Here is a 24,920-nt window from a genome sequence, read left to right as displayed (position 1 = left end):
AACTTCGCTTCAGAATCTTTATACTTAAAAAGTTAAGGATGACGCTATGAAGGAAGTGTTTTTTTGTCTCTTCATCATATAAATAAACAAAAAGTTAAAGTAACTCTCCAAACGAAAATCACGTTTGGTCAAGATACAGAAACGTATGAACTCATTACCTTTGGGACAAGTGTGTACAAAGGAGATACGTTATACATTCAATATACTGAAGAAAACGAAGCGGGTTCGACAAATACAACGGTTAAGCATAAAGAAAATGAAACATTACTGCTTAGAAGCGGTGTGTTTAAAATGCGTCAAGTATTTCGTTTAAACGAATTAACAGACGGCTACTATGAAAGTATATATGGTCGGCTTGGAACGCAAACGAAAACGAAAGTACGCAGTTATCATTGGGATGAGCAAGCAAGAGAAGGGAAGCTTATGTTGCGTTATACATTACAGATGCAAGGAAGCGAGCCTGGACAATATGAGATGAAGATTTCTTATAAGGAGGAAACAGCGAAATGAACGTTGTAGAACAAGTGCAAGCAAAGTTAAAAGAAGAAATTAAAGCAGCTGTCTTAAAAGCTGGCCTAGCAACAGAAGAACAACTACCAGATGTTATTCTAGAATTGCCAAAAGATAAAGCAAACGGTGATTATTCAACCAATATGGCGATGCGCCTAACAAAGACTGCAAAAAAAGCACCAAAAATGATTGCAGAAGAATTAATTGCGAACTTCAATCAATCTAAAGCATCGATTGAAAAAATTGAGATTGCGGGCCCAGGTTTTATTAACTTTTATATGAATAATTCATATTTAACGGAGCTTATTCCGGTTATTCTTGATGCAAAGGATAGTTATGGTGCAAGCGATTTTGGAAAGGGTGAGAAAATTCAGGTAGAGTTTGTTTCGGCAAACCCAACTGGTGATCTACACCTAGGACATGCTCGCGGGGCAGCTGTAGGGGATTCATTATGTAATGTGTTAGCGAAAGCAGGCTATGATGTATCTCGCGAATACTACATTAATGATGCTGGGAATCAAATTAATAACTTAGCTCTTTCAGTAGAAGCACGTTATTTCCAAGCGTTAGGCATCGATAAAGAAATGCCTGCTGATGGTTACCATGGGGAAGATATTATCGGAATTGGGAAAAAGCTTGCTGAGGAGTTTGGCGACAAGTATGTGAATATGGATGAACAAGAACGTTTCGATTTCTTCCGTGAGTACGGTTTAAAATATGAAATGGCTAAATTAAAGCAAGATCTTGAAAACTTCCGTGTCGGTTTTGATGTATGGTATTCAGAAACATCTCTTTACCAAGATGGAAAAATCGATGCTGCACTAGCTGTACTAAAAGAAAATGGTCATATTTATGAGCAAGACGGAGCAACTTGGTTCCGTTCAACGGAGCTTGGTGACGATAAAGACCGCGTGTTAATTAAACAAGATGGTTCTTATACGTACTTAACACCAGATATTGCTTACCACCGCAATAAATTAGAGCGCGGTTTTGAAACATTAATTAATATTTGGGGAGCGGACCATCACGGGTATATTCCGCGTATGAAAGCGGCTATTGAAGCGCTAGGATACAATCGTGAGCAGCTTGAAGTGGAAATTATTCAGCTTGTACATTTATATAAAAACGGCGAGAAAATGAAAATGAGTAAACGTACAGGTAAAGCTGTGACGATGCGTGATTTAATTGATGAAGTCGGTTTAGATGCAACGCGCTACTTCTTTGCGATGAGAAGTGCCGATACACATATGGATTTTGACTTGGATCTAGCTGTTTCTCAATCAAATGACAACCCAGTATACTATGCACAATATGCGCATGCTCGTATTTCAAGTATTTTACGTTCAGGTGCAGAACAAGGCATTAGCTTTGAAGGAGTTACGGATTTCACTGCAGTTTCTTCTGAAAAAGAAATTGAGCTGTTGAAAAAGCTAGGAGAATTTCCTCAAGCTATTGCAGAAGCTGCGGATAAACGGATGCCGCACCGCATCACGAACTATATTTTTGATTTAGCATCTACATTCCACAGTTTCTATAATGCGGAGAAAGTATTAGATGCAGATCAGTTAGACAGAAGTAAAGCACGTTTAGCGCTTGTTAAATCTGTTCAAATTACATTGAAAAATGCCCTAGCACTAATCGGTGTATCTGCGCCAGAGAAGATGTAAAAAGAAAAGCGGAAACGGCTCGATCAGCTCGCAAAGAAAATAGGGAAAGACCCGGAAGGCGCTCTTTGCCTTTCGAGGGCTTTCATCTTTTTCAAAGCGAGCTAGCCGTTGGAGCTGGATAAAAAGAAAAGCGGAAATAGCTTAATCAGCTTATGAAAAAACGGACAAACACCAAAATGGTTTGTCCGTTTTTTCTATTTCCATATAACACTGCCGCCACTTACTCTTTTAACACCGCGAATTTTGGCTATATCTTCGATTAATTTTAGCATTGCTTGATCCTTCATTTTAGCCTCAATCATGAAATCCACATTTTGTCCAATTTCTTGTAGAGCCTTGAATAAGGGTTTAAGAAACTCAATATCCACAAAATCAGCATGTGAGCGAAAGGCTGTTTCTGATTTTGGAGAAGAAATATGAATTTTCGGTACTACATTCGTATGCTTCCAAGTGGAAAAAACATCATAAAGTAAGTCTGTAAGCGGTACCTCACATAAATTGGCCATATGATGATGATAGTCAAATACAAGTGGAATTTGTTCCTTCTGACAAATCTGGAACGTTTCGAGTGCGGTATACGTTTTATCGTCATTTTCTAATGTCATCTGCGCTTTTACTTGTTGGGGAAGTTGTTTTAGATTTTCATGAAAACGAGCAGTAGCTGCAACCTTATCCCCGTAGGCCCCGCCGACGTGAATATTGATATAGGACTGCTTTTCTATGCCTATCGCTTCAAGCATTCGATAATGAAAGATCATATCTTTTACTGCATTTTTTGTTATGTGGGGCTGCGGGCTTGTAAACAGTGTAAATTGATTAGGGTGGAAGCTAACACGCAAAGCATGCTGTATAATCCAATCGCCGAGCTCCCTCCATTCTTGTTTAAACGGAGTGACAAAATCCCACTCAATATCAGGATGTGTCGCCAATGGAACAAGTGAACTCGAAAGACGATAGAGTTCGATTTGATGAGCGGTATTGTAATATAAGATACGCCGTGTACTTTCGATATTTTGCTTAGTCACGTTAAGCAGTTTTGCCAGCCCTTCTTCTTTACCTAGAGTTGTGAATCTCTTAAAGGTTAAAGTTTTAGCAGGGGAGGCCTCCCATAAACAAGTAGCATTGGCGACATAACCGAAGCGGATTTTCATCTATGATTCTCTCCCTTTGTTAGGTTATGCTAAAAGGCTTATGAAACCGATGTTTCACACGAAATGAGCCGAAAACATTTTATTTAAAAAATATTTAATAAAACTATTTATAAAAATGGTGATAGGACAAAAGCGATTGCTTCTTTTAATTTGTGAAATGCATTAGGTTTTTTATAAGCTTTCTCGTTAATTGGAGCGGATTCAGTAATGTCGACTTCTACATACTTTTTGGTCTGTTCAATCGATATAGAATCGAATAGTAAAGCATTAATTTCACTATTCAAAAATAAACTTCGCTTATCGAAATTGGATGTTCCGATATCGCTGATTTGATCGTCAATCAGCATCACTTTTGCATGATAGAAACCTCTATGAAATTGTAAAATGGTTGCTCCTTCTTTTTCTAATACACGAAAGTACCGATAGGAGGCCTCTTTAACCAAAATATGATCCGATATTTTTGGAACAATAATTGTTAAAGCAACGCCTTTATGGAGCGCTTGTCTTAGTTTATTAAATAATCTTTCACTTGGAATAAAGTAAGGTGTACCAATCACGATTTTTTCTTTTGCCTGGTCAATAAGATCTAGGAATGTTCCTTCAACTCCCCAGCCATCTGTCACTACTAGCTGCTGCTTTTGGGTACCGGGAGAAAGCGGTGGAAAATAATGTGGATGCACGCGCAAATCCTCTTTTGTAGCCATATACCAATCGGTTAAAAATGTGCTTTGCAAATCCTGAACAGCTTCACCTTTTATTTTTATATGATAATCCCGCCAAGGATTTAGCTTGTCATCTTGATTGACATATTCTTTTGCAATATTTAACCCACCCATATATCCAATTTTTCCATCAATGACGGTAATTTTTCTATGGTTCCGTTTTTGTAATGTATAAAAAAAGAACGGAAATCGCGGTTTGAAGCAATAGGAAAAATGTACGCCGCTTTGTTTTAATTCCCGTATGATTTGTTTAGACAACTTATGGGCACCTATCCAGTCTACTAGCAAACGAACTTCCACATTGCCTTCAGCTTTTTGCTTTAAAAGGGAGATGAATTTCTGACTGAACTGATCATTTTTAATAATATAAAACAAAATATGAATATGTTTTTGGGCATGTTCAATTTCTGTAAATAAGTCATAGAACAGCTTTGGTCCTGAATTAAAAATTTTGATATTGCTTCGACGCAGCGGATACGTTTTTTTCTTCACTTTTTTTCGATATTGTGCTTGGCCCCACTTATAATCAATCCACAATAGAATAATTATGATGAAGATGATGAAGGCTATCGTTCTAGCGATTTCCAACAATATTTCCCCTTTTTAACTAATTTTTATGTTCCAATAATCCTTTAATGTAGGTGAAGCTCAAAGTATGAAGAACGCCGATTTACCCCTTGTTTCTTCATTTTCTTCAAAAAACCCATTTCCTAACCAAAGAAAAATATGTAAAAAATTCAAAAAAGTGATTGACTGAATGCTCATTCATTATATAATAGAGGTAACATATAATTTCTTAAAAATACCAATTATACAAAAAAACAGAATATATGGTATTTTTAAATCATTTAAAATATGCAAAAGGGGGCGGAGTGTAGAAATGAATGGCTTACTGTGGATTAACTTAATTGCTACTCTACTTGTAACCGCTTACGGGGTAAGTTTGTTTGTCTACTTGTTAAAGACACGAACAGCTTATGTGAAGCTCGGTAAGAAGGTAGAATTTGACAATCGTGTAAAAGAACGACTCGAAAAAGTTAAAATCAACGTTTTCGGGCAAAAAAAGCTATTCAAGGATAAAAAGAGTGGAATCATTCATCTTTTTCTTTTCTATGGATTTATTCTTGTTCAATTTGGCGCGATTGATTTCATTATTAAAGGAATTAAGCCAGGGGCTCATTTGCCATTGGGGCCTGTGTATCCAATTTTCACTTTCTTTGAAGAGATTGTTACGCTAGCAGTGCTTATCGCTATTTTTGCTGCTTTTTATCGTCGTTATATTGAAAAGCTAGTTCGTTTAAAACGAGGGTTGAAATCAGGCTTAGTTGTTATTTTTATCATGGGAATTATGATTACAGTTTTACTAGGAAATGGAATGGCAATGATCTGGCATGGGCATGAAGCTGCATGGTCTGAACCGGTTGCTTCCAGTATTTCTTTTCTGTTTGGATGGATGAGTGAAACGGCGGCTATTACAGTTTTCTACATAGCTTGGTGGTTGCATCTGCTTATTATTCTAACGTTCCTAGTATATATTCCACAATCTAAGCACTTCCATTTGATTGCTGGACCGTTGAATGTATATTTGAATCGTTTAGATAATCCAGGAAAGTTGAAAGCGATTAATTTTGAGGAAGAACCAGAGAATGAAGAAGCGGAAGTTTATTATGGTGCGAAACGCATCGAAGATTTTACGCAACTTCAACTTGTTGATTTATATGCTTGTGTAGAATGCGGGCGCTGTACAAATATGTGTCCAGCAACAGGAACAGGCAAAATGCTGTCTCCGATGGATATCATTGTTAAAATGCGTGATCATTTAACGAACACAGGAGCTGTTGTAACAGGTAAACAGCCGTGGGTTCCGACTTTTGTTTTTGGAAACGCAGAAGGAAATCAATTGGCAGCAGCGGCAGCAAATTCAATTGGCGCTCAAGAATCAGCTGCAACAGCAGAAGTATATTCGAGAAGCTTAATTGGTGAGGTTATTACAGAAGAAGAGCTTTGGTCATGTACAACATGCCGAAACTGTGAGGACCAATGTCCTGTTATGAATGAGCATGTAGATAAGATCATTGATATGCGTCGTTATCTAGTGTTAACGGAAGGTAAGTTAGATCCAGATGCACAGCGTGCGATGACAAACATCGAGCGTCAAGGGAATCCGTGGGGCTTAAACCGTAAGGAAAAAGAAGACTGGAGAGAGCTTCGTGACGATGTTCATGTACCGACTGTGAAAGAAGCGAAAAAAGCTGGCGAAGAATTCGAATATTTATTCTGGGTTGGCTCTATGGGCTCTTACGATAGCCGCAGTCAAAAGATTGCCCTTTCTTTTGCGAAACTACTAAATGAAGCGGGAGTAAAGTTTGCTATTTTGGGAAATAAAGAGAAAAACTCAGGTGATACTCCACGCCGTTTAGGAAACGAGTTCTTATTCCAAGAACTTGCAGGCAATAATATTGCTGAGTTTGAGAAGAATGAAGTGAAGAAAATCGTAACGATTGATCCTCATGCCTTTAATATTTTCAAAAATGAGTACCCGGATTTCGGCTTAGAGGCAGAAGTCTATCATCATACTGAACTATTAGCGAAGCTTGTTCAAGAAGGGAAACTTGTACCGAAGTATGAAGTAAATGAGAAGATTACATTCCATGATTCTTGTTACTTAGGTCGTTACAATGAGGTCTATGACCCGCCAAGGGAGATTTTAAAATCGATTCCAGGTGTTACGCTTGTTGAAATGGAGCGGAAACGTGAAACAGGTATGTGCTGTGGTGCAGGCGGCGGTTTAATGTGGATGGAAGAAGAAACAGGACACCGTATTAACGTTGCTCGTACTGAGCAGGCTTTAGCAGTTAATCCATCAGTTATTAGCTCTGGATGTCCATTCTGTTTAACCATGTTATCTGATGGAACAAAAGCAAAAGAAGTCGAAGAAAATGTAAAAACGTATGATGTAGCAGAATTATTAGAAAAATCCATCATTGGTGACTCCACAATTTTAGTTTCTTAAACAGTAGAATACCTGCTTCGATGGTCTATTGAGGCAGGTATCTACCAACTACTAATAATCTATCAGATTGCAATGTATGTTGAAGGTGTAATGAAAGACGTATAGGCCCATTTTTTATGATGTCGTTTTGAGCGAGCGTTCAGTCAATTAGTTTTCGGAATCTTTATAATATTTCGGAGGGGAATGATTTTAATGGGTAGAACAGTCATTGTGAGTGGAGTTCGAACACCAATTGGAAAGTTTAACGGTGGATTAGGCAGTTTAAAGGCTTCAGAACTTGGCGGAATTGTAATTAAAGAAGCACTTGAGAGATCGGGTGTACCGTTTGATCAAGTAGATGAAGTTATTATGGGAAATGTATTACAGGCAGGGCAAGGCCAAATTCCTTCTCGTCAAGCTGCTCGTGCTGCGGGCCTTCCTTGGGATATTAAAACAGAGACGATTAATAAAGTGTGTGCCTCGGGACTTCGAAGTGTTACATTAGCCGATCAAATTATTCGCTCTGGGGATGAGGAAGTGATTGTGGCAGGCGGTATGGAATCGATGAGCAATGCTCCGTACTTCATTCCAAAAGCAAGATGGGGTTTACGTATGGGTGATGCTGAGTTAAAAGATTCAATGACTCATGACGGATTAAGCTGCAGCTTTACGGGTGTATCTATGGGGACGTATGGAGACCAATCAGCAGAGGAATTCAAGCTATCCCGCGAGGCTCAGGATGAATGGGCATATCGCAGCCATCAAAAAGCAATTGAGGCTATAGAAAGCGGTATTTTTGCAGAAGAAATTGTACCTGTTGAAGTTCCGGTCCGCAAAGGCCAACCGATTTTGATTGAAAAAGATGAGTCACCTAGAAAGGATACTTCACTTGAAGTTTTAGCTAAATTAGCACCGGCATTTAATAAAGAAGGAACGATTACAGCAGGGAACGCTCCAAGCGTAAATGATGGAGCTGGTGCTCTTGTATTGATGAGTGAAGAACGTGCAATAAAAGAAGGAAAAATACCTTTTGCTTATATTGTTGGTCATGCTGAGCTATCAATGGAAGCGAAGGATTTCCCAAAAGCACCGGGCCATGTCATCAATAAACTATTAGAGAAAACAGGAAAATCTTTAGAGGAAATTGACTTGTTTGAGGTCAATGAAGCCTTTGCAGCAGTGGCACTGATTACTGAGGAGATTGCAAAGGTCAATCCAGAGAAAGTAAATGTCAATGGAGGGGCTGTTGCGCTAGGACACCCGATTGGAGCAAGTGGCGCCAGAATTATTATCACCCTGATGCATGAACTAAAGCGTCGTGGCGGCGGATTAGGAATTGCGGCGATTTGCAGCGGTGGCGGCCAAGGTGATGCTGTTTTAATTGAAGTACCAAAACAAGATTAATGGATTATTAATAATGGAGGCATACAGTTATGGCAATTAAAAGAATAATGGTCATTGGAGCGGGGCAAATGGGTTCAGGTATCGCCCAAGTATGTGCAATGGGTGGCTATCAGGTTATTCTACACGACTTACAAGAAGCTTTTGTAGAAAAAGGTCTGGCTACTATCACAAAAAACCTAGCTCGCCAAGTAGAAAAGGAAAAGATTACTGCAGAATTGCGAGATGCGACTTTATCAAGATTAACGCCATCTACTGATCTGCAAAATGCAGCAGATGTTGATTTAGTTATTGAAGCAGCTGTAGAAAATATGGAAATTAAATCAAAGTTGTTTGCAGAGCTAGATCAAATCACTCCGAAACATGCTATTTTAGCAACGAATACATCATCATTACCGATTACAGAAATTGCAGCCGCAACAAAGCGCCCGACTCAGGTGATTGGTATGCATTTTATGAATCCAGTTCCAGTTATGAAGTTGGTAGAAATCATTCGCGGTCTGGCAACTGCTGATGAAGTATACGTGGCAATTGAAGAAATGGCTAAATCATTAGGGAAGACTCCGGTAGAAGTTAACGATGCACCTGGGTTTGTATCGAACCGTATTTTGCTGCCAATGATTAATGAAGCAATTTATGCCTTATATGAAGGAGTAGCAACAAAAGAGGCTATCGATGAGGTTATGAAACTTGGGATGAATCATCCAATGGGACCGTTAACGCTTGCTGACTTTATTGGCTTAGATACATGTCTATACATTATGGAAACATTGCACGAAGGCTTCGGTGATGATAAATATCGTCCATGTCCACTGCTGCGCAAATATGTAAAAGCAGGTTGGTATGGCAAGAAATCAGGACGTGGCTTTTACGAGTATAACTAAGTCTTGCATTTGATTTTCAGTGGGAGGAATATTCATGAAACTGCAATTTACGGAAGAACAACAAATGATGCGGAATATGGTCCGTGATTTTGCTAAAGAACATATTTCTCCATTTATAGCAAACATGGAAAATGGTGAATTTCCGCGTGAGGTTTTGTACAAAATGGGAGAGCTTGGTTTGATGGGTATTCCCATCCCGGAGAAATACGGCGGGGCTGAAATGGATTTTATGTCCTATATTATTGCGATTCATGAAATCTCAAAAGTAAGCCCAACAATCGGTGTTATTCTCTCTGTACATACGTCAGTTGGTACAAATCCAATTGTTTATTTCGGTACGGAAGAGCAAAAGCAGCGCTATGTACCAAAACTTGCTTCAGGTGAATGGCTTGGCGCGTTTTGTTTAACTGAACCGAGTGCAGGCTCAGATGCTGCAAGTTTGAAAACAAAAGCAGTAAAGGAGGGGGATTATTACCGCATTAACGGTTCGAAAGTATTTATTACGAACGCTGGTGAAGCGGATGTATACATTGTCTTTGCCTCAACCGATCCATCCAAGGGCAGTAAAGGAGTTTCAGCCTTTATTGTCGAGAAAGGAACACCTGGTTTAATCTTCGGTAAAGATGAGCATAAGATGGGACTTCATGGTTCGAGGACTCTTCAATTATCGTTTGAAGATATGCGAATCCCAGCAGCGAATTTGCTTGGTCAAGAAGGCGAAGGGTTTAAAATCGCCATGGCGAATCTCGATGTCGGGCGAATTGGAATTGCTGCTCAGGCACTTGGGATTGCCGAAGGAGCCTATCAACACGCTGTGCAATATGCAAAAGAGCGCATTCAATTTGGGAAACCAATTGCTATGCAGCAGGGCATTGGCTTTAAGCTGGCTGATATGGCGACAGCAATCGAAGCATCTAGACTACTAATTTATCAAGCTGCATCTTTACGTGCACAAGGACTGCCATGCAGCAAGCAAGCTTCGATGGCAAAACTGTTTGCTTCTAAAACAGCGGTGGAAGTGACGACTGAAGCTATTCAAGTGTTTGGTGGTTATGGATATACGAAAGAATATCCTGTGGAGCGTTACTTCCGGGATGCAAAAGTAACAGAGATTTATGAAGGAACAAGTGAAATTCAACGAATAGTTATTAGTAAACATCTATAAAAACTACATTTATTGGGGGAACAGACTATGCAATTTAAATTAACAGAAGAACATGAAATGATTAGAAAAATGGTTCGCGATTTTGCGTTAAACGAAGTAGCTCCAACAGCAGCTGAGCGTGATGAAGAAGAGCGTTTTGATCGTGAAATTTTTGATAAAATGGCGGAGCTTGGTTTAACAGGTATTCCTTGGCCGGAACAGTACGGCGGTATCGGCAGCGACTATTTAGCATACTGTATTGCAATCGAAGAATTATCGAGAGTATGTGCTTCTACAGGTGTTACACTATCTGCACATACATCACTTGCAGGTTGGCCGATTTATAAATTTGGCTCAGAAGAACAAAAACAAAAATATTTACGTCCAATGGCTCAAGGTGAAAAAATCGGTGGTTACGGTTTAACAGAACCAGGTTCAGGTTCAGATGCAGGCGGTATGAGAACAACAGCTAAACTAGTTGGTGATGAATATATTTTAAATGGCTCTAAAATCTTTATCACAAATGGCGGTATTGCCGATACATATGTAGTGTTTGCACTAACAGATCCAGAATCTAAACAAAGAGGAACAAGTGCATTTATCGTTGAAAAAGATTTCCCAGGTTTCAGCGTAGGGAAAAAAGAACAAAAATTAGGTATTCGTTCATCTCCAACAACAGAAATCATTTTTGAAGATTGCCGTGTACCAAAAGAAAACTTACTAGGGCAAGAAGGTGAAGGCTTCAAAATTGCGATGATGACACTTGATGGCGGTCGTAACGGAATTGCTGCTCAAGCAGTTGGAATTGCACAAGGCGCAATGGATGCTGCAACAGATTACGCGAAAGAGCGTGTTCAATTTGGAAAGCCAATTGCTCTTCAACAAGGAATTGGTTTCAAATTAGCAGAGATGGCAACGAACATTGAAGCAGCTAGACTATTAACATACCAAGCTGCATGGTTAGAATCTGAAGGTCTACCATACGGGAAAGAATCTGCAATGTCTAAGCTATTTGCAGGTGACACAGCTATGAAAGTAACAACAGAGGCTGTTCAGGTATTTGGCGGTTATGGTTATACAAAAGATTATCCAGTAGAGCGCTATATGCGTGATGCGAAAATTACTCAAATCTATGAGGGAACACAAGAAATTCAAAAGCTTGTTATCTCTAGAATGGTAACAAAATAAATAAAATAGGTGAGCGGTTATCCGGCTGTAAGTATAGTGCCGGGTAACTCCTTTTATAAAGGAGAGGAAGGATGGAGAAGAGAGAGGTTCATGCATCTGTTAAGGATGAGCGGCTTGTCGAGAAGCGACGGAAGCAAATGATTAAAGGTGCTGTAACTCTTTTTCGTGAAAAGGGCTTCCATCGAACAACTACTCGAGAAATTGCTAAAGCAGCTGGGTTTAGTATTGGCACTCTTTATGAATATATTCGCTCAAAGGAAGATGTCTTATATCTCGTGTGTGATTATATTTATGAACAGTTTCAAGAAAATTTACAAGAAGAATTTCATAAAAGTGACGGCACAGTTGAAGGATTAAAGCGATCGATTGCTTACTTCTATCAATCTATTGATGAAAGACAGGATGAAGTGCTTGTTATGTATCAAGAAGTGAAAGCACTGACAAAAGATGCTTTATCTTATGTATTAAAGAAGGAGATTGAAATGGTCTCCATATTTGAGCAACTGATTCAACGATGTGTCGACAAAGGTGAAATTGAATTAAATGAAAAAGAAGTATGTCTCATGGCTCATAACATTTTTGTACATGGGCAAATGTGGAGCTTCCGCAGATGGGCATTGAATAAAACATATAATCTAGAAGAGTACATTGAGCTTCAAACTGACCTATTATTAAAAGGCATATTGAACAAGAGGGATGTTGAATCTAAAACATTTTAATGAGGGGGATTCTTATGAGTGAAGTAGAGGTATATAAACCAAAGCACCATATTCGTTTTGTTACAGCATCTAGTTTATTTGATGGTCATGATGCATCGATTAATATTATGAGACGTATTTTACAATCGAGCGGAGTAGAAGTTATTCATCTAGGTCATAACCGTTCTGTTGAGGAAGTAGTCAATGCGGCAATTCAAGAGGATGTACAAGGAATTGCGATGTCTTCTTACCAAGGCGGACATGTTGAGTATTTCAAATATATGTATGATTTGTTGAAGGAAAAGGGAGCATCGCATATTAGGATTTATGCGGGTGGCGGAGGCGTTATTATCCCTCGTGAAATTAAAGAATTGCATGACTATGGAATTGCAAGAATTTTTTCACCTGATGATGGGCGAGAGTATGGCCTTCAAGGGATGATTAATTTAATGCTTCAGGAGTGTGATTATCCAACGGTTCAATCGCCATTGCAAAATCGTTTGGATGAGCTGTTAAGTGGCGATGTAAAAGCAGTTGCGCAATTTATTACCTTTGCTGAGAATAAGTTTGATGTTGTTTGTGAATCAGCGGCTACAACGGAGAGCCTCCTTGAACAAATTAAGACATCAGAGCAAGCGGTTCCAGTTCTCGGTATTACAGGGACAGGTGGTGCAGGAAAAAGCTCCTTAACAGATGAATTGATTCGTCGTTTCCTTAATGAAATACCTAATCGAAGAGTTGCCGTTCTTTCGGTTGACCCGACAAAGCAAAAAACAGGCGGAGCTTTACTTGGTGACAGAATTCGAATGAATGCCATTTTCTCAGACCGCGTTTATATGAGAAGTTTAGCTACTCGAAACTCCAAAACAGAGCTTTCTTTAGCTATTAAAGATGCCATTTCAGTTACAAAAGCAGCTGGATTTGACTTAATCGTCGTAGAAACGAGCGGTATTGGTCAAGGCGATGCTGAAATTGCAGAGATTTGTGATGTAGCAATGTATGTGATGACGAGCGAATTTGGAGCTCCTTCACAGTTAGAGAAAATCGATATGATTGATTATGCCGATTTAATTGTTATTAATAAGTTTGAACGAAAAGGTTCAGAAGACGCGCGCAACCAAGTTCGTAAGCAATATCAAAGAAGTCGTCAGGAATTTGACCGTGACTTAGCTGATATGCCTGTTTACGGTACAATTGCTTCTCAATTTAATGACGAAGGAACAAATGCCTTATTCGCTGCGTTAATCGAAAAGTTAAATGAGAAAACAGGTGTACAATGGAGCACTCGTTTTTCAAAGAAAGCGGAAGTTCATAAGCAAGACGTGATTATTCCAACAGATCGTCGTTACTATTTACGAGAAATTAGTGAAACGGTTCGTTCATATCATAAGCAATCAGAAGAACAAGCTAGAATTGCTCGAAAAGTATTCCAACTAGAAGGTGCAATAGCAGCTGTTCAAGATCGTGAGAACAATGAAGGAGTAATCGCTGCCCTTGAAGCATTGAAAGAAGAAGCGATCGCTCAATTAACTAACGAATCTAGGAAAATTTTAGCGGGATGGCAAGCGCTTAAAGAACAGTATGCAGGAGAGAAATTAGTCACGAAGGTCCGTGATAAGGAAATCGTGACACAGTTGCAAACGAAAAGTCTTTCAGGTCTGTCTATTCCAAAGGTTTCACTTCCAAAGTATGAGGATTATGGCGAAATTTTACGTTGGGTTTATCGTGAAAATGTACCAGGTTCTTTCCCTTATACGGCTGGGGTTTTCCCGTTCAAACGCGAGGGAGAAGATCCAAAACGTCAATTTGCTGGAGAAGGGCCGCCTGAACGAACAAATCGCCGTTTCCATTATTTATCAAAGGATGATGATGCGAAGCGATTGAGTACGGCTTTTGACTCCGTGACTCTTTATGGAGAAGATCCAGATTATCGTCCGGATATCTTCGGGAAAATCGGGGAAAGCGGTGTTAACGTTTGTACGTTAGACGATATGAAAAAACTGTATGCTGGATTTGATCTTTGTCATCCGTCTACATCCGTATCAATGACAATTAACGGACCTGCACCGATTATTTTAGCGATGTATATGAATACAGCTATCCATCAACAAGTGGAGAAAAAAGAGCAAGAACTAAATCGTAAGTTAACTGAGAAAGAATATGCAGAGGTGAAGGCATATACTTTACAAACGGTACGTGGAACGGTTCAAGCGGATATTCTAAAAGAAGACCAAGGACAAAATACATGTATCTTCTCTACAGAGTTTGCGTTGAAATTAATGGGTGATATTCAAGAGTACTTTATTGATAATAAAGTAAGAAATTACTATTCAGTATCCATTTCGGGTTATCATATTGCAGAAGCTGGAGCGAATCCAATTTCTCAGCTTGCATTCACGCTTGCAAATGGTTTGACATATGTCGAATATTATTTGAGCAGAGGCATGAATATTGATGACTTTGCACCAAATTTATCGTTCTTCTTCTCTAATGGACTTGATCCGGAGTATACAGTAATTGGGCGTGTGGCACGCCGAATTTGGGCAACGGTAATGCGTAATAAGTATGGAGCAAATGAACGAAGCCAAAAGCTGAAGTATCATGTTCAAACATCTGGTCGCTCCCTACACGCTCAAGAAATCGATTTTAATGACATTCGAACAACTTTACAAGCGTTAATGGCTCTTCAAGATAATTGTAACTCATTGCATACAAATGCCTATGATGAAGCGATTACAACGCCAACGGAAGAATCTGTTAGACGTGCTATGGCTATTCAAATGATCATTACGAAAGAACATGGTCTTTCTAAAAATGAAAATCCGCTACAAGGAGCATTTATTGTAGATGAATTAACAGAACTAGTGGAAGAAGCTGTTCTTCAGGAGTTCGATCGAATTAATGATCGCGGCGGCGTTCTAGGAGCAATGGAAACGCAGTATCAACGTGGGAAAATTCAAGAAGAGTCAATGACTTATGAAATGAAGAAACATAGTGGAGAATTACCGATCATCGGCGTTAATACGTATTTGAATCCAAATCCTCCTTCTCTTGAAGAAATTGACAATATGGAAATCGCTCGATCAACGTACGAAGAAAAAGAAGGTCAAATCTTAAACCTTCGAGCTTTCCAAGAAAGAAATAAACCTCAATATGATGAGGCAATCAACCGTCTAAAAGCAGCGGCGTTAAATGGAGAAAATCTTTTCGTAGAGCTTATGGAAACGGTTAAAGTTGCAAGCCTTGGCCAAATTACTCATGCTTTATATGAAGTTGGCGGAAAATATAGAAGAAATACGTAAAAGGGAGGAAGGTTGTCGAACATGTTCGACAACCTTCTTTTTATTGTTGATTTGTCAGTTCTGTTCATCACATGGTCTTAAGAAAAGGAGTACGAAACCTCAATTCCGCACGAAATGGGCCAAAAATCAACAGCTTTCTATAACAGAATAAAGAAAAAGAACTAGGTTGAGTTTCATTATATACCATTCGTTTAGCAGACTTTTCGATTATAATAGATGATAAAACAGGGAATACCCCATTTTGGAGTTGAGAGATGTAATGAGACTGCTTATGATAATTATCGGTTGTGTGTTCACTTTGTTTGTCTGTATCACATTATATGAACATCAATTAGGAGCAATTGCTTTTCTAATTTTATCGATTATTTGTTTTGTAGCAGCTTATCGTCAAAGGAAAGTAAAGTAAGAGGATTAAAATAGGGAAAAACTGTGAAAGTATTTAGATTGAACTAGCATAAACCTCTGCAATTTGTTTATAATGGTTTATATGTTTAGCTGGAGCTGTGCCTATCAAGTTCTAGTTAAATGGTTGATTAAAAGGCTAATTAATACTATTATTCAAAAGGCAACAATGTCATATAACAGAGCCTATCAAAAATAGAATGGTTAAGTGAAGCTGTTTAAATAGAGAAGGGAAGTGTGTCATTTGAGTTTACAACAATGCTCAAAAGAACAATTGGCAGAAATGTCGTTAATTGAATTAGCATACGATTTATTAGTAGAGAAAAATGAGCCAGTCTTTTTTAATGATTTAGTGGCAGAAATGGCTGCATTAAAAGGTGTATCAAAAGAAGAACTTGCGTCTAAAATTGCTCAGTTCTATACAGATTTAAATGTAGATGGTCGCTTTACTTCACTTGGGGAAAATCGTTGGGGATTAAAAATCTGGTATCCAGTCGATCAAGTGGAAGAAGAAGTCGTACATACAGATAAACCGAAAAAGAAAAAGAAATCGAAAAAGGCTGCAGCTGCTGTGCTTGACGGTTTCGATGAATTAGATGATGAAGATTTAGAATTTGATGAAGATCTTGAGGATTTGGCAGAAGATCTTGATGATAGTGAAGATGACGATCTTCTTGATGATGATGATGACTTAGATGATGATCTTCTCGATGACGTAGATGAAGAAGAAGATTTGGATGAAGATTTATTAAAAGATGAAGAATTTGAGCTGGACGAAGAAGACGAAGAAGAGGAAGAAGACGAATTATTCGAAGATGAGGAAGATAAAAAGTAAAATAATCGGGCTTGACTTTTCATGACGAAATTTGTAGAATCATTTTTGGGCTCCTTAAAAAGGACACAATGATGAATGATATCGCTCCCTTACACTAGTAGGTGGAGCGTTTTTATTTTTGGGTGTATTTTTTATGAGACTTTCGTTAGTTATGCCTTTTCATTAAATGAAATAGGTTAAAAAATGAATGGCGCTATATAACACAGTGTAATTGTCTTGTACTGCTTGGCTTGTAATGGGCTGAGTAAGTTAGTATAGGTAAAACAAGAGCTGCTAGTATATGTACAGCTTTTAATCGGTAATGGACTACAGATGATGGAATGAACAATGACATCATTTTTTTATTTTTTCAAATGAATTTTTTAAAGAAGTAGAAACTAGGTAGGAAGCCGAGTGGAAGTTGTAGGATGAACAGAGGATGTGCGCGTTGCTGGGTAAGCATCTGAGCAGTAATTAAATCAACAGCATTGGTTGATAACTTTAAGAGGAGGACATATCATGACCAAATATATTTTTGTAACAGGTGGAGTAGTTTCTTCCCTAGGTAAAGGGATTACAGCTTCTTCTTTAGGGAGACTTTTAAAAAATAGAGGATTAAATGTAACGATTCAAAAATTTGATCCATACATTAACTTGGATCCAGGTACTATGAGTCCATATCAACATGGAGAAGTATTCGTAACAGATGATGGAGCAGAAACAGACTTAGACTTAGGCCACTATGAGCGTTTTATCGATATTAACCTAGGTAAACATAGTAACGTAACAACAGGTAAAATTTATTCAACGGTGTTGAAAAAGGAACGTCGCGGTGATTATTTAGGTGGAACAGTTCAAGTTATTCCGCATATTACAAATGAAATTAAAGATCGTGTTTTCCGTGCTGGAAAAGAAACGAATGCTGATGTTGTTATTACAGAAATTGGAGGAACTGTAGGGGATATCGAGTCTCTTCCATTCCTAGAAGCAATCCGTCAAATTAAGAGTGATATTGGTCGTGACAATGTAATGTACATTCACTGTACGCTTGTTCCATATATCAAAGCAGCGGGTGAATTGAAAACAAAACCAACTCAGCATAGTGTAAAAGAACTTCGCAGCCTTGGTATTCAACCAAACATCATCGTTGTACGTACTGAGAAACCTATTTCACAAGATATGAAAGATAAACTAGCGTTATTCTGTGATATTGACAAAGATTCTGTTATTGAATGTCAAGATGCAGATACGCTATACTCGATTCCGCTTTCATTGCAAGAACAAAACATGGACCAAATCGTTTGTGATCATTTGAAATTAGATTGTGGTCAAGCGGATATGGAAGATTGGAAAGAGCTTGTAGCAAAAGTAACATCTCTTACAAAGAAAACAAAAATTGCTCTTGTTGGGAAATATGTTGAATTACAAGATGCTTACCTTTCTGTTGTAGAAGCATTAAAACATGCTGGCTATTCTTTCGATGCGGATGTTGAAATTGATTGGATTAACTCTGAACATGTTACGAAAGAAAATGTGGAAGAATTACTTCAAAGTGCAGATGGTATTCTTGTTCCAGGCGGTTTCGGTGACCGTGGAATTGAAGGGAAAATTGTGGCGATTGAATATGCACGTGTCAATAAAGTTCCGTTCCTTGGCATTTGCTTAGGTATGCAGCTGGCATCTATTGAGTATGCGCGCAACGTATTAAACTTACCGGATGCACATTCAGCGGAAATTAAGCCAGAGACAAAAAATCCAATTATCGACTTGCTTCCTGAACAAAAAGATGTGGAAGATTTAGGTGGAACGCTTCGTCTTGGATTATACCCATGTAAATTGACAGAAGGAACAAAAGCGTTTGAAGCATATAAAGAAGCTGTTGTTTACGAACGTCACCGTCATCGCTATGAGTTCAATAATGAATATCGTCCACAGATGGAGAAAGCTGGTTTTGTCTTCTCTGGTACAAGCCCAGATGGACGTCTAGTAGAAATCGTAGAGTTGACAGATCATCCTTGGTTTGTAGCATCACAATTCCATCCAGAGTTTATTTCACGCCCGAATCGCCCGCAGCCGTTATTCCGTGACTTTGTTGGTACGGCATTACAACGCAGCGAAAACGTGTAAAAAAATAAACAGAGGCTGTCCAATTGGGCAGCCTCTGTTTCTGTTTGTTTTCAGGAGGAATTCCGCTGATTCACTGATACTCCTGTAAAATTTCCTCTATGGTAAATTTAATGCCATAGTAAGCGAATAAAGCGGTTAATAAAGTAGGGTAGCCGACTCGGTTGCCTAATTCATCTGGAATTAATCCTCGTTGTACGCGTAAATCAATATGTACATCAGCGAGTGTAGCGAGAGAATCGCCCTCTGCTTCAACAACGGTCGATACAGCAACAAAAGGAATGTCCGCTTGTTGTAATCGTTGTGCTAATCGAACGGCTTCTGGGTCGTTAGAGAATCGACTGAACAATAAGAATCGATCTTCAGAGCCAAGTGTTAGTGCTTCATCAAGATAATAGACCTTTGCTGAAGGTAAAGGTTCAACCCCGCTTAAGGCCTCCTTTGTTACACCGTCCATTTCTTCAAATCCATATATATAAATGGATCCTTCACCGATAACGGCTTGAGCTAAGAGCCGAGCGGCATCTTCTATATTAAATTCTTCCTGGTCTATCATTTTTTTAAATAACCCATTAATTTGAGTAGAAAATATTTTCAACATGGAGTGTGTAAGCTTCCTTTCATTTTTTCTTTTCATACTATCAGAAATTGCAGTTTTTCACGAATTGAATGATTTTGTCTGTACATTATGGAGAAAAAGGATAAAATAGTGATAAATGTTAATGTATATTACTAATGCGCTAATGCAGGAATTTTATCATTATTAGCGAATTATGAAGCGAGAGAATAGTTTGTACGAAAAATCAGGAGATAAAGAAGAGGTGGTAGTATGGCGGGGAAAATCTTAATTGTCGACGATCAATTTGGAATTAGGATTTTGTTAAATGAGGTTATGGTTCGAGAAGGATATGAAACTTATCAAGCAGCAAACGGTGTACAGGCGCTCGAAATCGTTCACCAACATGATCCTGATTTAGTTTTATTAGATATGAAAATTCCAGGTATGGATGGCATTGAAATTTTAAAACGAGTAAAGAAAATTAAACCTGAGATTCGAGTGATTATTATGACAGCTTACGGAGAACTCGATATGATTCAGGAAGCGAAGGAATTAGGAGCTATTACTCATTTTGCTAAACCATTTGATATTGATGATATAAGAAAAGCTGTCCGGGATTATTTACCGATTCAATCTAATTAATTCGGCAATGTTCAATAAGTGTTTCCTATGAGAATGAAACGGTATATGGACACGCTTTAGCTCTTTCTAACTATAACAACACGGCTGTCCTTATGAAAAGAACAGCCGTGTTGTTATGAAAAGTAGTTTCTCACGTCTTTCAAGATGCCGGAGCAGGAATAAATAATAATAAAATATAGCCTAAAAGTAAGTAAATAAACATGGGGTATTTGTTGCTGTTTTTTTCATGTATTGATATGCTAAAAGAGAAAAAACATGAACTCTAAGCGATTGACCAGAGTCATTTAAGGGTATAGCTAGAGATTGAATACATGTTGTAAAAAACACTTAGATTTTTATTTACATAGGAGGAACAAACATGCCTTTAGTTTCAATGAAAGAAATGTTGAACAAAGCACTTGCAGAAAAATATGCAGTGGGGCAATTCAACATTAATAATTTAGAATGGACACAAGCTATTTTAGCTGCAGCAGAAGAAGAGAAGTCTCCGGTTATTCTAGGAGTATCTGAGGGAGCTGCCCGCTATATGGGTGGATTTAAAACGACTGTAATGCTTGTTAAAGGGTTGCTGGAGGATATGAACATTACAGTTCCTGTTGCGATTCATTTAGATCATGGATCAAGCTTTGAGAAGTGTAAAGCAGCAATCGATGCTGGTTTCACATCTGTCATGATTGATGCGTCTCATCACCCAATTGAAGAAAATATTAGTACAACAAAGCAAGTGGTGGAATATGCACATGCGCGTAACGTATCTGTAGAAGCGGAAGTAGGAACAGTTGGCGGACAAGAGGATGACGTTGTGGCTGAAGGTGTTATTTATGCAGATCCAAAAGAGTGTGAACAGTTAGTAAAAGAAACAAATGTGGACTGCTTTGCTCCAGCACTTGGGTCTGTTCACGGCCCTTATAAAGGTGAACCAAACCTTGGATATAAAGAAATGGAAGAGGTTCGTGATTTAACGAAAGTTCCATTAGTGCTGCACGGCGGTACGGGCATTCCTACGAAAGATATCCAAAAAGCAATCTCACTTGGAACATCTAAAATCAATGTAAATACAGAAAATCAAATCGTCTTTACGAAAGTAGTTCGTGATATTTTGAATAAGGATGCAAAAGTATACGATCCTCGTAAATTTATCGGACCTGGACGTGAAGCGATTAAAGAAACTGTTATTGGAAAGATTCGTGAATTTGGTTCGAACGGAAAAGCGTAATCTTTTTTAATAATCCATCTTATGTCCTTTCATGCAGGAGTTACATTCATTTAGCATGAAAGGACTTTGTTATCAATTACTTACTTATTGGAGGCTTACTCATGAAATTTTTTATTGATACAGCAAATATTGAAGAAATTCGTGAAGCACATGCTTTAGGGATTTTAGCAGGTGTAACAACGAATCCATCACTAGTAGCAAAGGAAAAAGGCGTTTCGTTTCATGATCGTTTAAGAGAAATTACAAGCTTAGTGAAAGATTCTGTATCTGCAGAGGTTATTGCTCTTGATTTTGAAGGAATGATGAAGGAAGCAGAAGAGCTAACAGCCATCGCTCCGAATATCACAATTAAAGTGCCTATGACTCCAGATGGTTTAAAAGCGGTAGCGGCTCTTTCGAAAAAAGGAGTTAAGACAAATGTTACGCTTATTTTCAGCGCCAACCAAGCACTGTTAGCGGCTCGAGCAGGAGCTACTTATGTATCACCATTCCTTGGTCGTTTAGATGATATCGGGCATAATGGTTTACAACTTATTTCAGATATTGCAGATATTTTTGCTATTCATGATATTCAAACGGAAATTATTGCAGCATCTATTCGTCATCCAATGCATATTACAGAAGCTGCTTTAAAAGGTGCGCATATTGCGACAGTTCCTTATAAAGTTATTCTACAATTATTCAATCACCCACTAACAGACAAAGGGATTGAAGCATTTCTTAAGGATTGGAGCTCACGTACAGAACAATAAGAGTCTTTCTCGCTAAGCCGTGGTATTTTGTGGGCTTTATATAATCGTATAGAAGTCATTTTGACGTAGTTGCTTAGTCTATGGAAATCGTATATGGGCAACTACGCTTTAGGTTATTTAAAAGCGAGCCAATCGACGAGTTTTCTTTTTATTTTTCTTAATTTCTTACATGAATTTGCCATTTTTGTGCACACTAATAAAATGAAAAAATAAATTTGTCGATTTTTGCACATGTCAATTGGAAAAAATAACTATTTAAAATATCTTCTTCAGTGCTTAGCGTAGAAGGGAGTTTAATATGGAAAAATTAAAAATAGCTGGCGGTTATCCTTTGAAAGGAAGCATTCGTGTAAGCGGTGCTAAAAATAGTGCGGTTGCTCTAATACCTGCAACTATTTTAGCGGATTCTCCTGTGACGATTGAAGGGTTACCAGATATTTCAGATGTGCAAACATTACAAGCGTTAATGGAAGAAATCGGTGGACAAGTTCGTTTTGAAGATGGAGAAATGACAGTAGATCCTAGAAAGATGGTTTCTATGCCCTTACCAAACGGGCGTGTGAAAAAGCTTCGTGCCTCTTACTATTTAATGGGGGCTATGCTTGGGAGATTTAAAAAGGCTGTTATCGGTCTCCCTGGCGGCTGTCATTTAGGTCCTCGCCCAATCGATCAGCACATTAAGGGATTTGAAGCATTAGGGGCTAAAGTAACAAATGAACAAGGCGCCATTTATTTGCGAGCAGATGAATTAAAAGGAGCTCGTATTTACCTTGATGTCGTAAGTGTTGGCGCTACGATTAATATTATGTTAGCTGCTGTTTTGGCAAAAGGAAGAACCGTGATTGAAAATGCAGCAAAAGAGCCGGAAATCATTGATGTTGCTACGTTACTCACGAACATGGGTGCCAAAATTAAAGGGGCGGGAACGGATATTATTCGCATTGATGGAGTAGAGCATCTGCATGGTTGTCGCCATACGATTATTCCAGACCGAATTGAAGCGGGAACGTTTATGATTTTGGCAGCAGCCGTAGGAGAAGGGATTTTAATTGATAATGTGATCCCTCAGCACCTTGAATCTGTTACAGCTAAACTTCGTGAAGCGGGTGTTCAAATTGAAGTGGCAGATGATCAAATGTTTATTTCACGAGGAGAGGGATTGAAAGCCGTTGATATTAAGACGCTTGTATATCCTGGATTTCCAACGGACTTACAGCAGCCATTTACCTCTTTATTAACGAGGGCTAACGGTTCAAGCATTGTTACAGATACGATCTATGGTGCTCGCTTTAAGCATATTGATGAACTTCGTCGAATGAATGGGAAGATTAAAGTCGAAGGAAGATCCGCAATTATTGACGGTTCGGTTCAGTTGCAAGGTGCGAAGGTCAAAGCGAGCGATTTACGAGCAGGAGCTGCTCTTGTTATTGCAGGTCTTATGGCCGAAGGGGTGACTGAAGTAACAGGACTTGAGCATATTGATCGTGGATATAGCCATTTAGTAGAGAAGCTTTCGGGGCTCGGAGCGACTATTTGGCGTGAAAAAATGACGCAAGAAGAAGTAGAACAGCTAAAAAGCTGAATTCTTCTCTTATTGTGTTATCGTATATGATATAATGTGTTATACTATTGTTGGTTTAAAAATATAACAAGTCATATATGTTAGTGAACACTGAGGAGGAACCAGTAATGGAAAGAAGCTTATCAATGGAGCTTGTTCGCGTTACAGAAGCAGCAGCTTTATCTTCTGCACGTTGGATGGGACGCGGAAAGAAAAACGAAGCAGATGATGCTGCTACTACAGCAATGCGTGATGTATTTAATACAATTCCTATGCAAGGAACGGTCGTTATCGGAGAAGGTGAAATGGACGAAGCTCCTATGTTATATATCGGCGAGAAATTAGGGACGGGAATCGGACCTTTAGTTGATATAGCTGTAGATCCTTTAGAAGGAACGAATATCGTTGCATCTGGTAGTTGGAATGCATTAGCCGTGTTAGCTGTCGCTGATCGAGGCAATCTTCTTCATGCTCCTGATATGTATATGGATAAAATCGCTGTTGGGCCGGAAGCGGTTGGACAGATTGATATAAATGCATCTGTTTTGGATAACTTGAAAGCTGTTGCTAAAGCAAAAAATAAAGACATTCAAGATGTAGTAGCGACTGTCTTAAATCGCGATCGTCATGCTAAAATTATTCATGAACTGCGCGAAGCGGGAGCACGAATTAAGCTCATTAATGATGGTGATGTAGCTGCGGCAATTAATACAGCTTTTGATCAAACAGGTGTCGATATCTTATTTGGTTCAGGCGGAGCTCCAGAAGGTGTTATTTCTGCTGTTGCATTAAAATGCTTAGGTGGAGAACTTCAAGGGAAGTTACTTCCACAGAGTGATGAAGAATTAACTCGCTGCGTGAAAATGGGCCTTGATGTAAATAAAATTCTTCGTATGGAAGATCTTGTTCGCGGTGATGATGCTATCTTCGCGGCAACAGGGGTAACAGATGGAGAATTGTTACGCGGTGTTCAATTTAAAGGACATTATGGTTCAACTCATTCAGTTGTTATGCGTGCAAAATCAGGTACTGTTCGTTTTGTTGAAGGACGTCACAGCATTGCGATTAAACCGAACGGTTTTGTGGGTTAATTGAACGATTAAAATATTTGCATGTCATTTATGAAAAAGCGGGCGATGATGATCGCTCGCTTTCCCTAGTGTGCCAGGCATGGCAACTATCTAGGTGGTG

Annotated in this window: 20 protein-coding genes; 17 read left to right on the top strand and 3 right to left on the bottom strand. The window is 38.7% G+C overall.

All coding sequences use genetic code 11. The annotated features are described in order from the left end of the window. Positions 1 to 63 precede the first annotated feature (63 nt). Together D1953_RS05860 and argS are read left to right on the top strand one after the other, a co-directional pair. Positions 64 to 510: a YwiB family protein gene (locus tag D1953_RS05860; protein WP_119116236.1), complete on the top strand. Its 447-nt coding sequence runs from the start codon at positions 64 to 66 to the stop codon at positions 508 to 510. Beyond that, complete coding sequence (argS, locus tag D1953_RS05855) at positions 507 to 2,177, top strand: arginine--tRNA ligase (RefSeq protein ID WP_119116235.1); 1,671 nt, start codon at positions 507 to 509, stop codon at positions 2,175 to 2,177. The genes D1953_RS05860 and argS overlap by 4 nt, the downstream gene beginning before the upstream one ends. Before the next feature lie 194 nt (positions 2,178 to 2,371). Here the strand turns inward: argS and uvsE are convergent, their stop codons facing one another. Further along, positions 2,372 to 3,328, bottom strand: a complete 957-nt coding sequence (uvsE, locus tag D1953_RS05850; RefSeq protein ID WP_119116234.1) for a UV DNA damage repair endonuclease UvsE — start codon at positions 3,326 to 3,328, stop codon at positions 2,372 to 2,374. A gap of 107 nt (positions 3,329 to 3,435) precedes the next feature. Next, the gene (gene cls / locus D1953_RS05845) at positions 3,436 to 4,638 is read right to left on the bottom strand and encodes a cardiolipin synthase (protein ID WP_245979948.1); all 1,203 of its coding nucleotides are present in this window, start codon (positions 4,636 to 4,638) and stop codon (positions 3,436 to 3,438) included. 292 nt (positions 4,639 to 4,930) lie between these two features. Between cls and D1953_RS05840 the strand changes: the two genes are divergently transcribed. The 10 genes from D1953_RS05840 (at position 4,931) to D1953_RS05800 (ending at position 19,002) form a co-directional block, all read left to right on the top strand. Further along, a complete protein-coding gene (locus D1953_RS05840) occupies positions 4,931 to 7,063 on the top strand; it encodes a (Fe-S)-binding protein (protein ID WP_119116233.1) in 2,133 nt (710 codons plus the stop codon). A gap of 192 nt (positions 7,064 to 7,255) precedes the next feature. Continuing rightward, on the top strand, positions 7,256 to 8,446 hold the full coding sequence (locus D1953_RS05835; RefSeq protein ID WP_119116232.1) for an acetyl-CoA C-acetyltransferase: 1,191 nt from the start codon (positions 7,256 to 7,258) through the stop codon (positions 8,444 to 8,446). A 29-nt stretch (positions 8,447 to 8,475) separates the two neighbouring features. Next, positions 8,476 to 9,327, top strand: coding sequence for a 3-hydroxybutyryl-CoA dehydrogenase (locus D1953_RS05830; RefSeq protein WP_119116231.1), 852 nt, complete (start codon positions 8,476 to 8,478; stop codon positions 9,325 to 9,327). A gap of 34 nt (positions 9,328 to 9,361) precedes the next feature. Next, positions 9,362 to 10,492 (top strand): acyl-CoA dehydrogenase, encoded by a 1,131-nt coding sequence (locus D1953_RS05825; RefSeq protein WP_119116230.1) that lies wholly within the window; start codon positions 9,362 to 9,364, stop codon positions 10,490 to 10,492. A 27-nt stretch (positions 10,493 to 10,519) separates the two neighbouring features. Next, complete coding sequence (locus D1953_RS05820) at positions 10,520 to 11,659, top strand: acyl-CoA dehydrogenase (RefSeq protein WP_119116229.1); 1,140 nt, start codon at positions 10,520 to 10,522, stop codon at positions 11,657 to 11,659. Between the two features lie 71 nt (positions 11,660 to 11,730). After that, positions 11,731 to 12,378, top strand: a complete 648-nt coding sequence (locus D1953_RS05815; RefSeq protein WP_119116228.1) for a TetR/AcrR family transcriptional regulator — start codon at positions 11,731 to 11,733, stop codon at positions 12,376 to 12,378. Between the two features lie 14 nt (positions 12,379 to 12,392). Then, positions 12,393 to 15,659, top strand: coding sequence for a fused isobutyryl-CoA mutase/GTPase IcmF (icmF, locus tag D1953_RS05810; protein WP_119116227.1), 3,267 nt, complete (start codon positions 12,393 to 12,395; stop codon positions 15,657 to 15,659). A 271-nt stretch (positions 15,660 to 15,930) separates the two neighbouring features. Continuing rightward, entirely contained in the window at positions 15,931 to 16,065 is a 135-nt protein-coding gene (locus D1953_RS21910; RefSeq protein WP_281271528.1) for a hypothetical protein, read from the top strand. 231 nt (positions 16,066 to 16,296) lie between these two features. After that, entirely contained in the window at positions 16,297 to 16,896 is a 600-nt protein-coding gene (gene rpoE / locus D1953_RS05805; RefSeq protein ID WP_342769222.1) for a DNA-directed RNA polymerase subunit delta, read from the top strand. Between the two features lie 498 nt (positions 16,897 to 17,394). Next, positions 17,395 to 19,002 (top strand): CTP synthase, encoded by a 1,608-nt coding sequence (locus tag D1953_RS05800; protein WP_119116225.1) that lies wholly within the window; start codon positions 17,395 to 17,397, stop codon positions 19,000 to 19,002. 70 nt (positions 19,003 to 19,072) lie between these two features. Here the strand turns inward: D1953_RS05800 and D1953_RS05795 are convergent, their stop codons facing one another. Beyond that, on the bottom strand, positions 19,073 to 19,600 hold the full coding sequence (locus D1953_RS05795) for a DUF2529 domain-containing protein (protein WP_119116224.1): 528 nt from the start codon (positions 19,598 to 19,600) through the stop codon (positions 19,073 to 19,075). A 228-nt stretch (positions 19,601 to 19,828) separates the two neighbouring features. Between D1953_RS05795 and D1953_RS05790 the strand changes: the two genes are divergently transcribed. From D1953_RS05790 to glpX, 5 genes are all read left to right on the top strand, one after another. After that, positions 19,829 to 20,200, top strand: a complete 372-nt coding sequence (locus D1953_RS05790) for a response regulator (RefSeq protein ID WP_119116223.1) — start codon at positions 19,829 to 19,831, stop codon at positions 20,198 to 20,200. A 358-nt stretch (positions 20,201 to 20,558) separates the two neighbouring features. Continuing rightward, positions 20,559 to 21,416, top strand: a complete 858-nt coding sequence (locus D1953_RS05785; RefSeq protein WP_119116222.1) for a class II fructose-bisphosphate aldolase — start codon at positions 20,559 to 20,561, stop codon at positions 21,414 to 21,416. A gap of 101 nt (positions 21,417 to 21,517) precedes the next feature. Continuing rightward, complete coding sequence (fsa, locus tag D1953_RS05780) at positions 21,518 to 22,168, top strand: fructose-6-phosphate aldolase (RefSeq protein ID WP_119116221.1); 651 nt, start codon at positions 21,518 to 21,520, stop codon at positions 22,166 to 22,168. A 298-nt stretch (positions 22,169 to 22,466) separates the two neighbouring features. After that, positions 22,467 to 23,750: a UDP-N-acetylglucosamine 1-carboxyvinyltransferase gene (locus D1953_RS05775; RefSeq protein ID WP_119116220.1), complete on the top strand. Its 1,284-nt coding sequence runs from the start codon at positions 22,467 to 22,469 to the stop codon at positions 23,748 to 23,750. 107 nt (positions 23,751 to 23,857) lie between these two features. Next, a complete protein-coding gene (glpX, locus tag D1953_RS05770) occupies positions 23,858 to 24,820 on the top strand; it encodes a class II fructose-bisphosphatase (protein ID WP_119116219.1) in 963 nt (320 codons plus the stop codon). The last annotated feature ends 100 nt before the right edge of the window (positions 24,821 to 24,920 follow it).

This window comes from Peribacillus asahii (assembly GCF_003570725.1).
Lineage (GTDB): Bacteria > Bacillota > Bacilli > Bacillales > DSM-1321 > Peribacillus > Peribacillus asahii.
This window is presented reverse-complemented; position numbering and strand designations above follow the sequence as displayed.

Bases quoted from the DNA above. Each gene is read 5' to 3' on its own strand.
- argS (WP_119116235.1), top strand. From the start codon at position 507: ATGAACGTTGTAGAACAAGTGCAAGCAAAGTTAAAAGAAGAAATTAAA.
- uvsE (WP_119116234.1), bottom strand. From the start codon at position 3,328: ATGAAAATCCGCTTCGGTTATGTCGCCAATGCTACTTGTTTATGGGAG.
- D1953_RS05840 (WP_119116233.1), top strand. From the start codon at position 4,931: ATGAATGGCTTACTGTGGATTAACTTAATTGCTACTCTACTTGTAACC.
- D1953_RS05835 (WP_119116232.1), top strand. From the start codon at position 7,256: ATGGGTAGAACAGTCATTGTGAGTGGAGTTCGAACACCAATTGGAAAG.
- D1953_RS05830 (WP_119116231.1), top strand. From the start codon at position 8,476: ATGGCAATTAAAAGAATAATGGTCATTGGAGCGGGGCAAATGGGTTCA.
- D1953_RS05825 (WP_119116230.1), top strand. From the start codon at position 9,362: ATGAAACTGCAATTTACGGAAGAACAACAAATGATGCGGAATATGGTC.
- D1953_RS05820 (WP_119116229.1), top strand. From the start codon at position 10,520: ATGCAATTTAAATTAACAGAAGAACATGAAATGATTAGAAAAATGGTT.
- D1953_RS05815 (WP_119116228.1), top strand. From the start codon at position 11,731: ATGGAGAAGAGAGAGGTTCATGCATCTGTTAAGGATGAGCGGCTTGTC.
- icmF (WP_119116227.1), top strand. From the start codon at position 12,393: ATGAGTGAAGTAGAGGTATATAAACCAAAGCACCATATTCGTTTTGTT.
- D1953_RS21910 (WP_281271528.1), top strand. From the start codon at position 15,931: ATGATAATTATCGGTTGTGTGTTCACTTTGTTTGTCTGTATCACATTA.
- D1953_RS05800 (WP_119116225.1), top strand. From the start codon at position 17,395: ATGACCAAATATATTTTTGTAACAGGTGGAGTAGTTTCTTCCCTAGGT.
- D1953_RS05795 (WP_119116224.1), bottom strand. From the start codon at position 19,600: ATGTTGAAAATATTTTCTACTCAAATTAATGGGTTATTTAAAAAAATG.
- D1953_RS05790 (WP_119116223.1), top strand. From the start codon at position 19,829: ATGGCGGGGAAAATCTTAATTGTCGACGATCAATTTGGAATTAGGATT.
- D1953_RS05785 (WP_119116222.1), top strand. From the start codon at position 20,559: ATGCCTTTAGTTTCAATGAAAGAAATGTTGAACAAAGCACTTGCAGAA.
- fsa (WP_119116221.1), top strand. From the start codon at position 21,518: ATGAAATTTTTTATTGATACAGCAAATATTGAAGAAATTCGTGAAGCA.
- D1953_RS05775 (WP_119116220.1), top strand. From the start codon at position 22,467: ATGGAAAAATTAAAAATAGCTGGCGGTTATCCTTTGAAAGGAAGCATT.
- glpX (WP_119116219.1), top strand. From the start codon at position 23,858: ATGGAAAGAAGCTTATCAATGGAGCTTGTTCGCGTTACAGAAGCAGCA.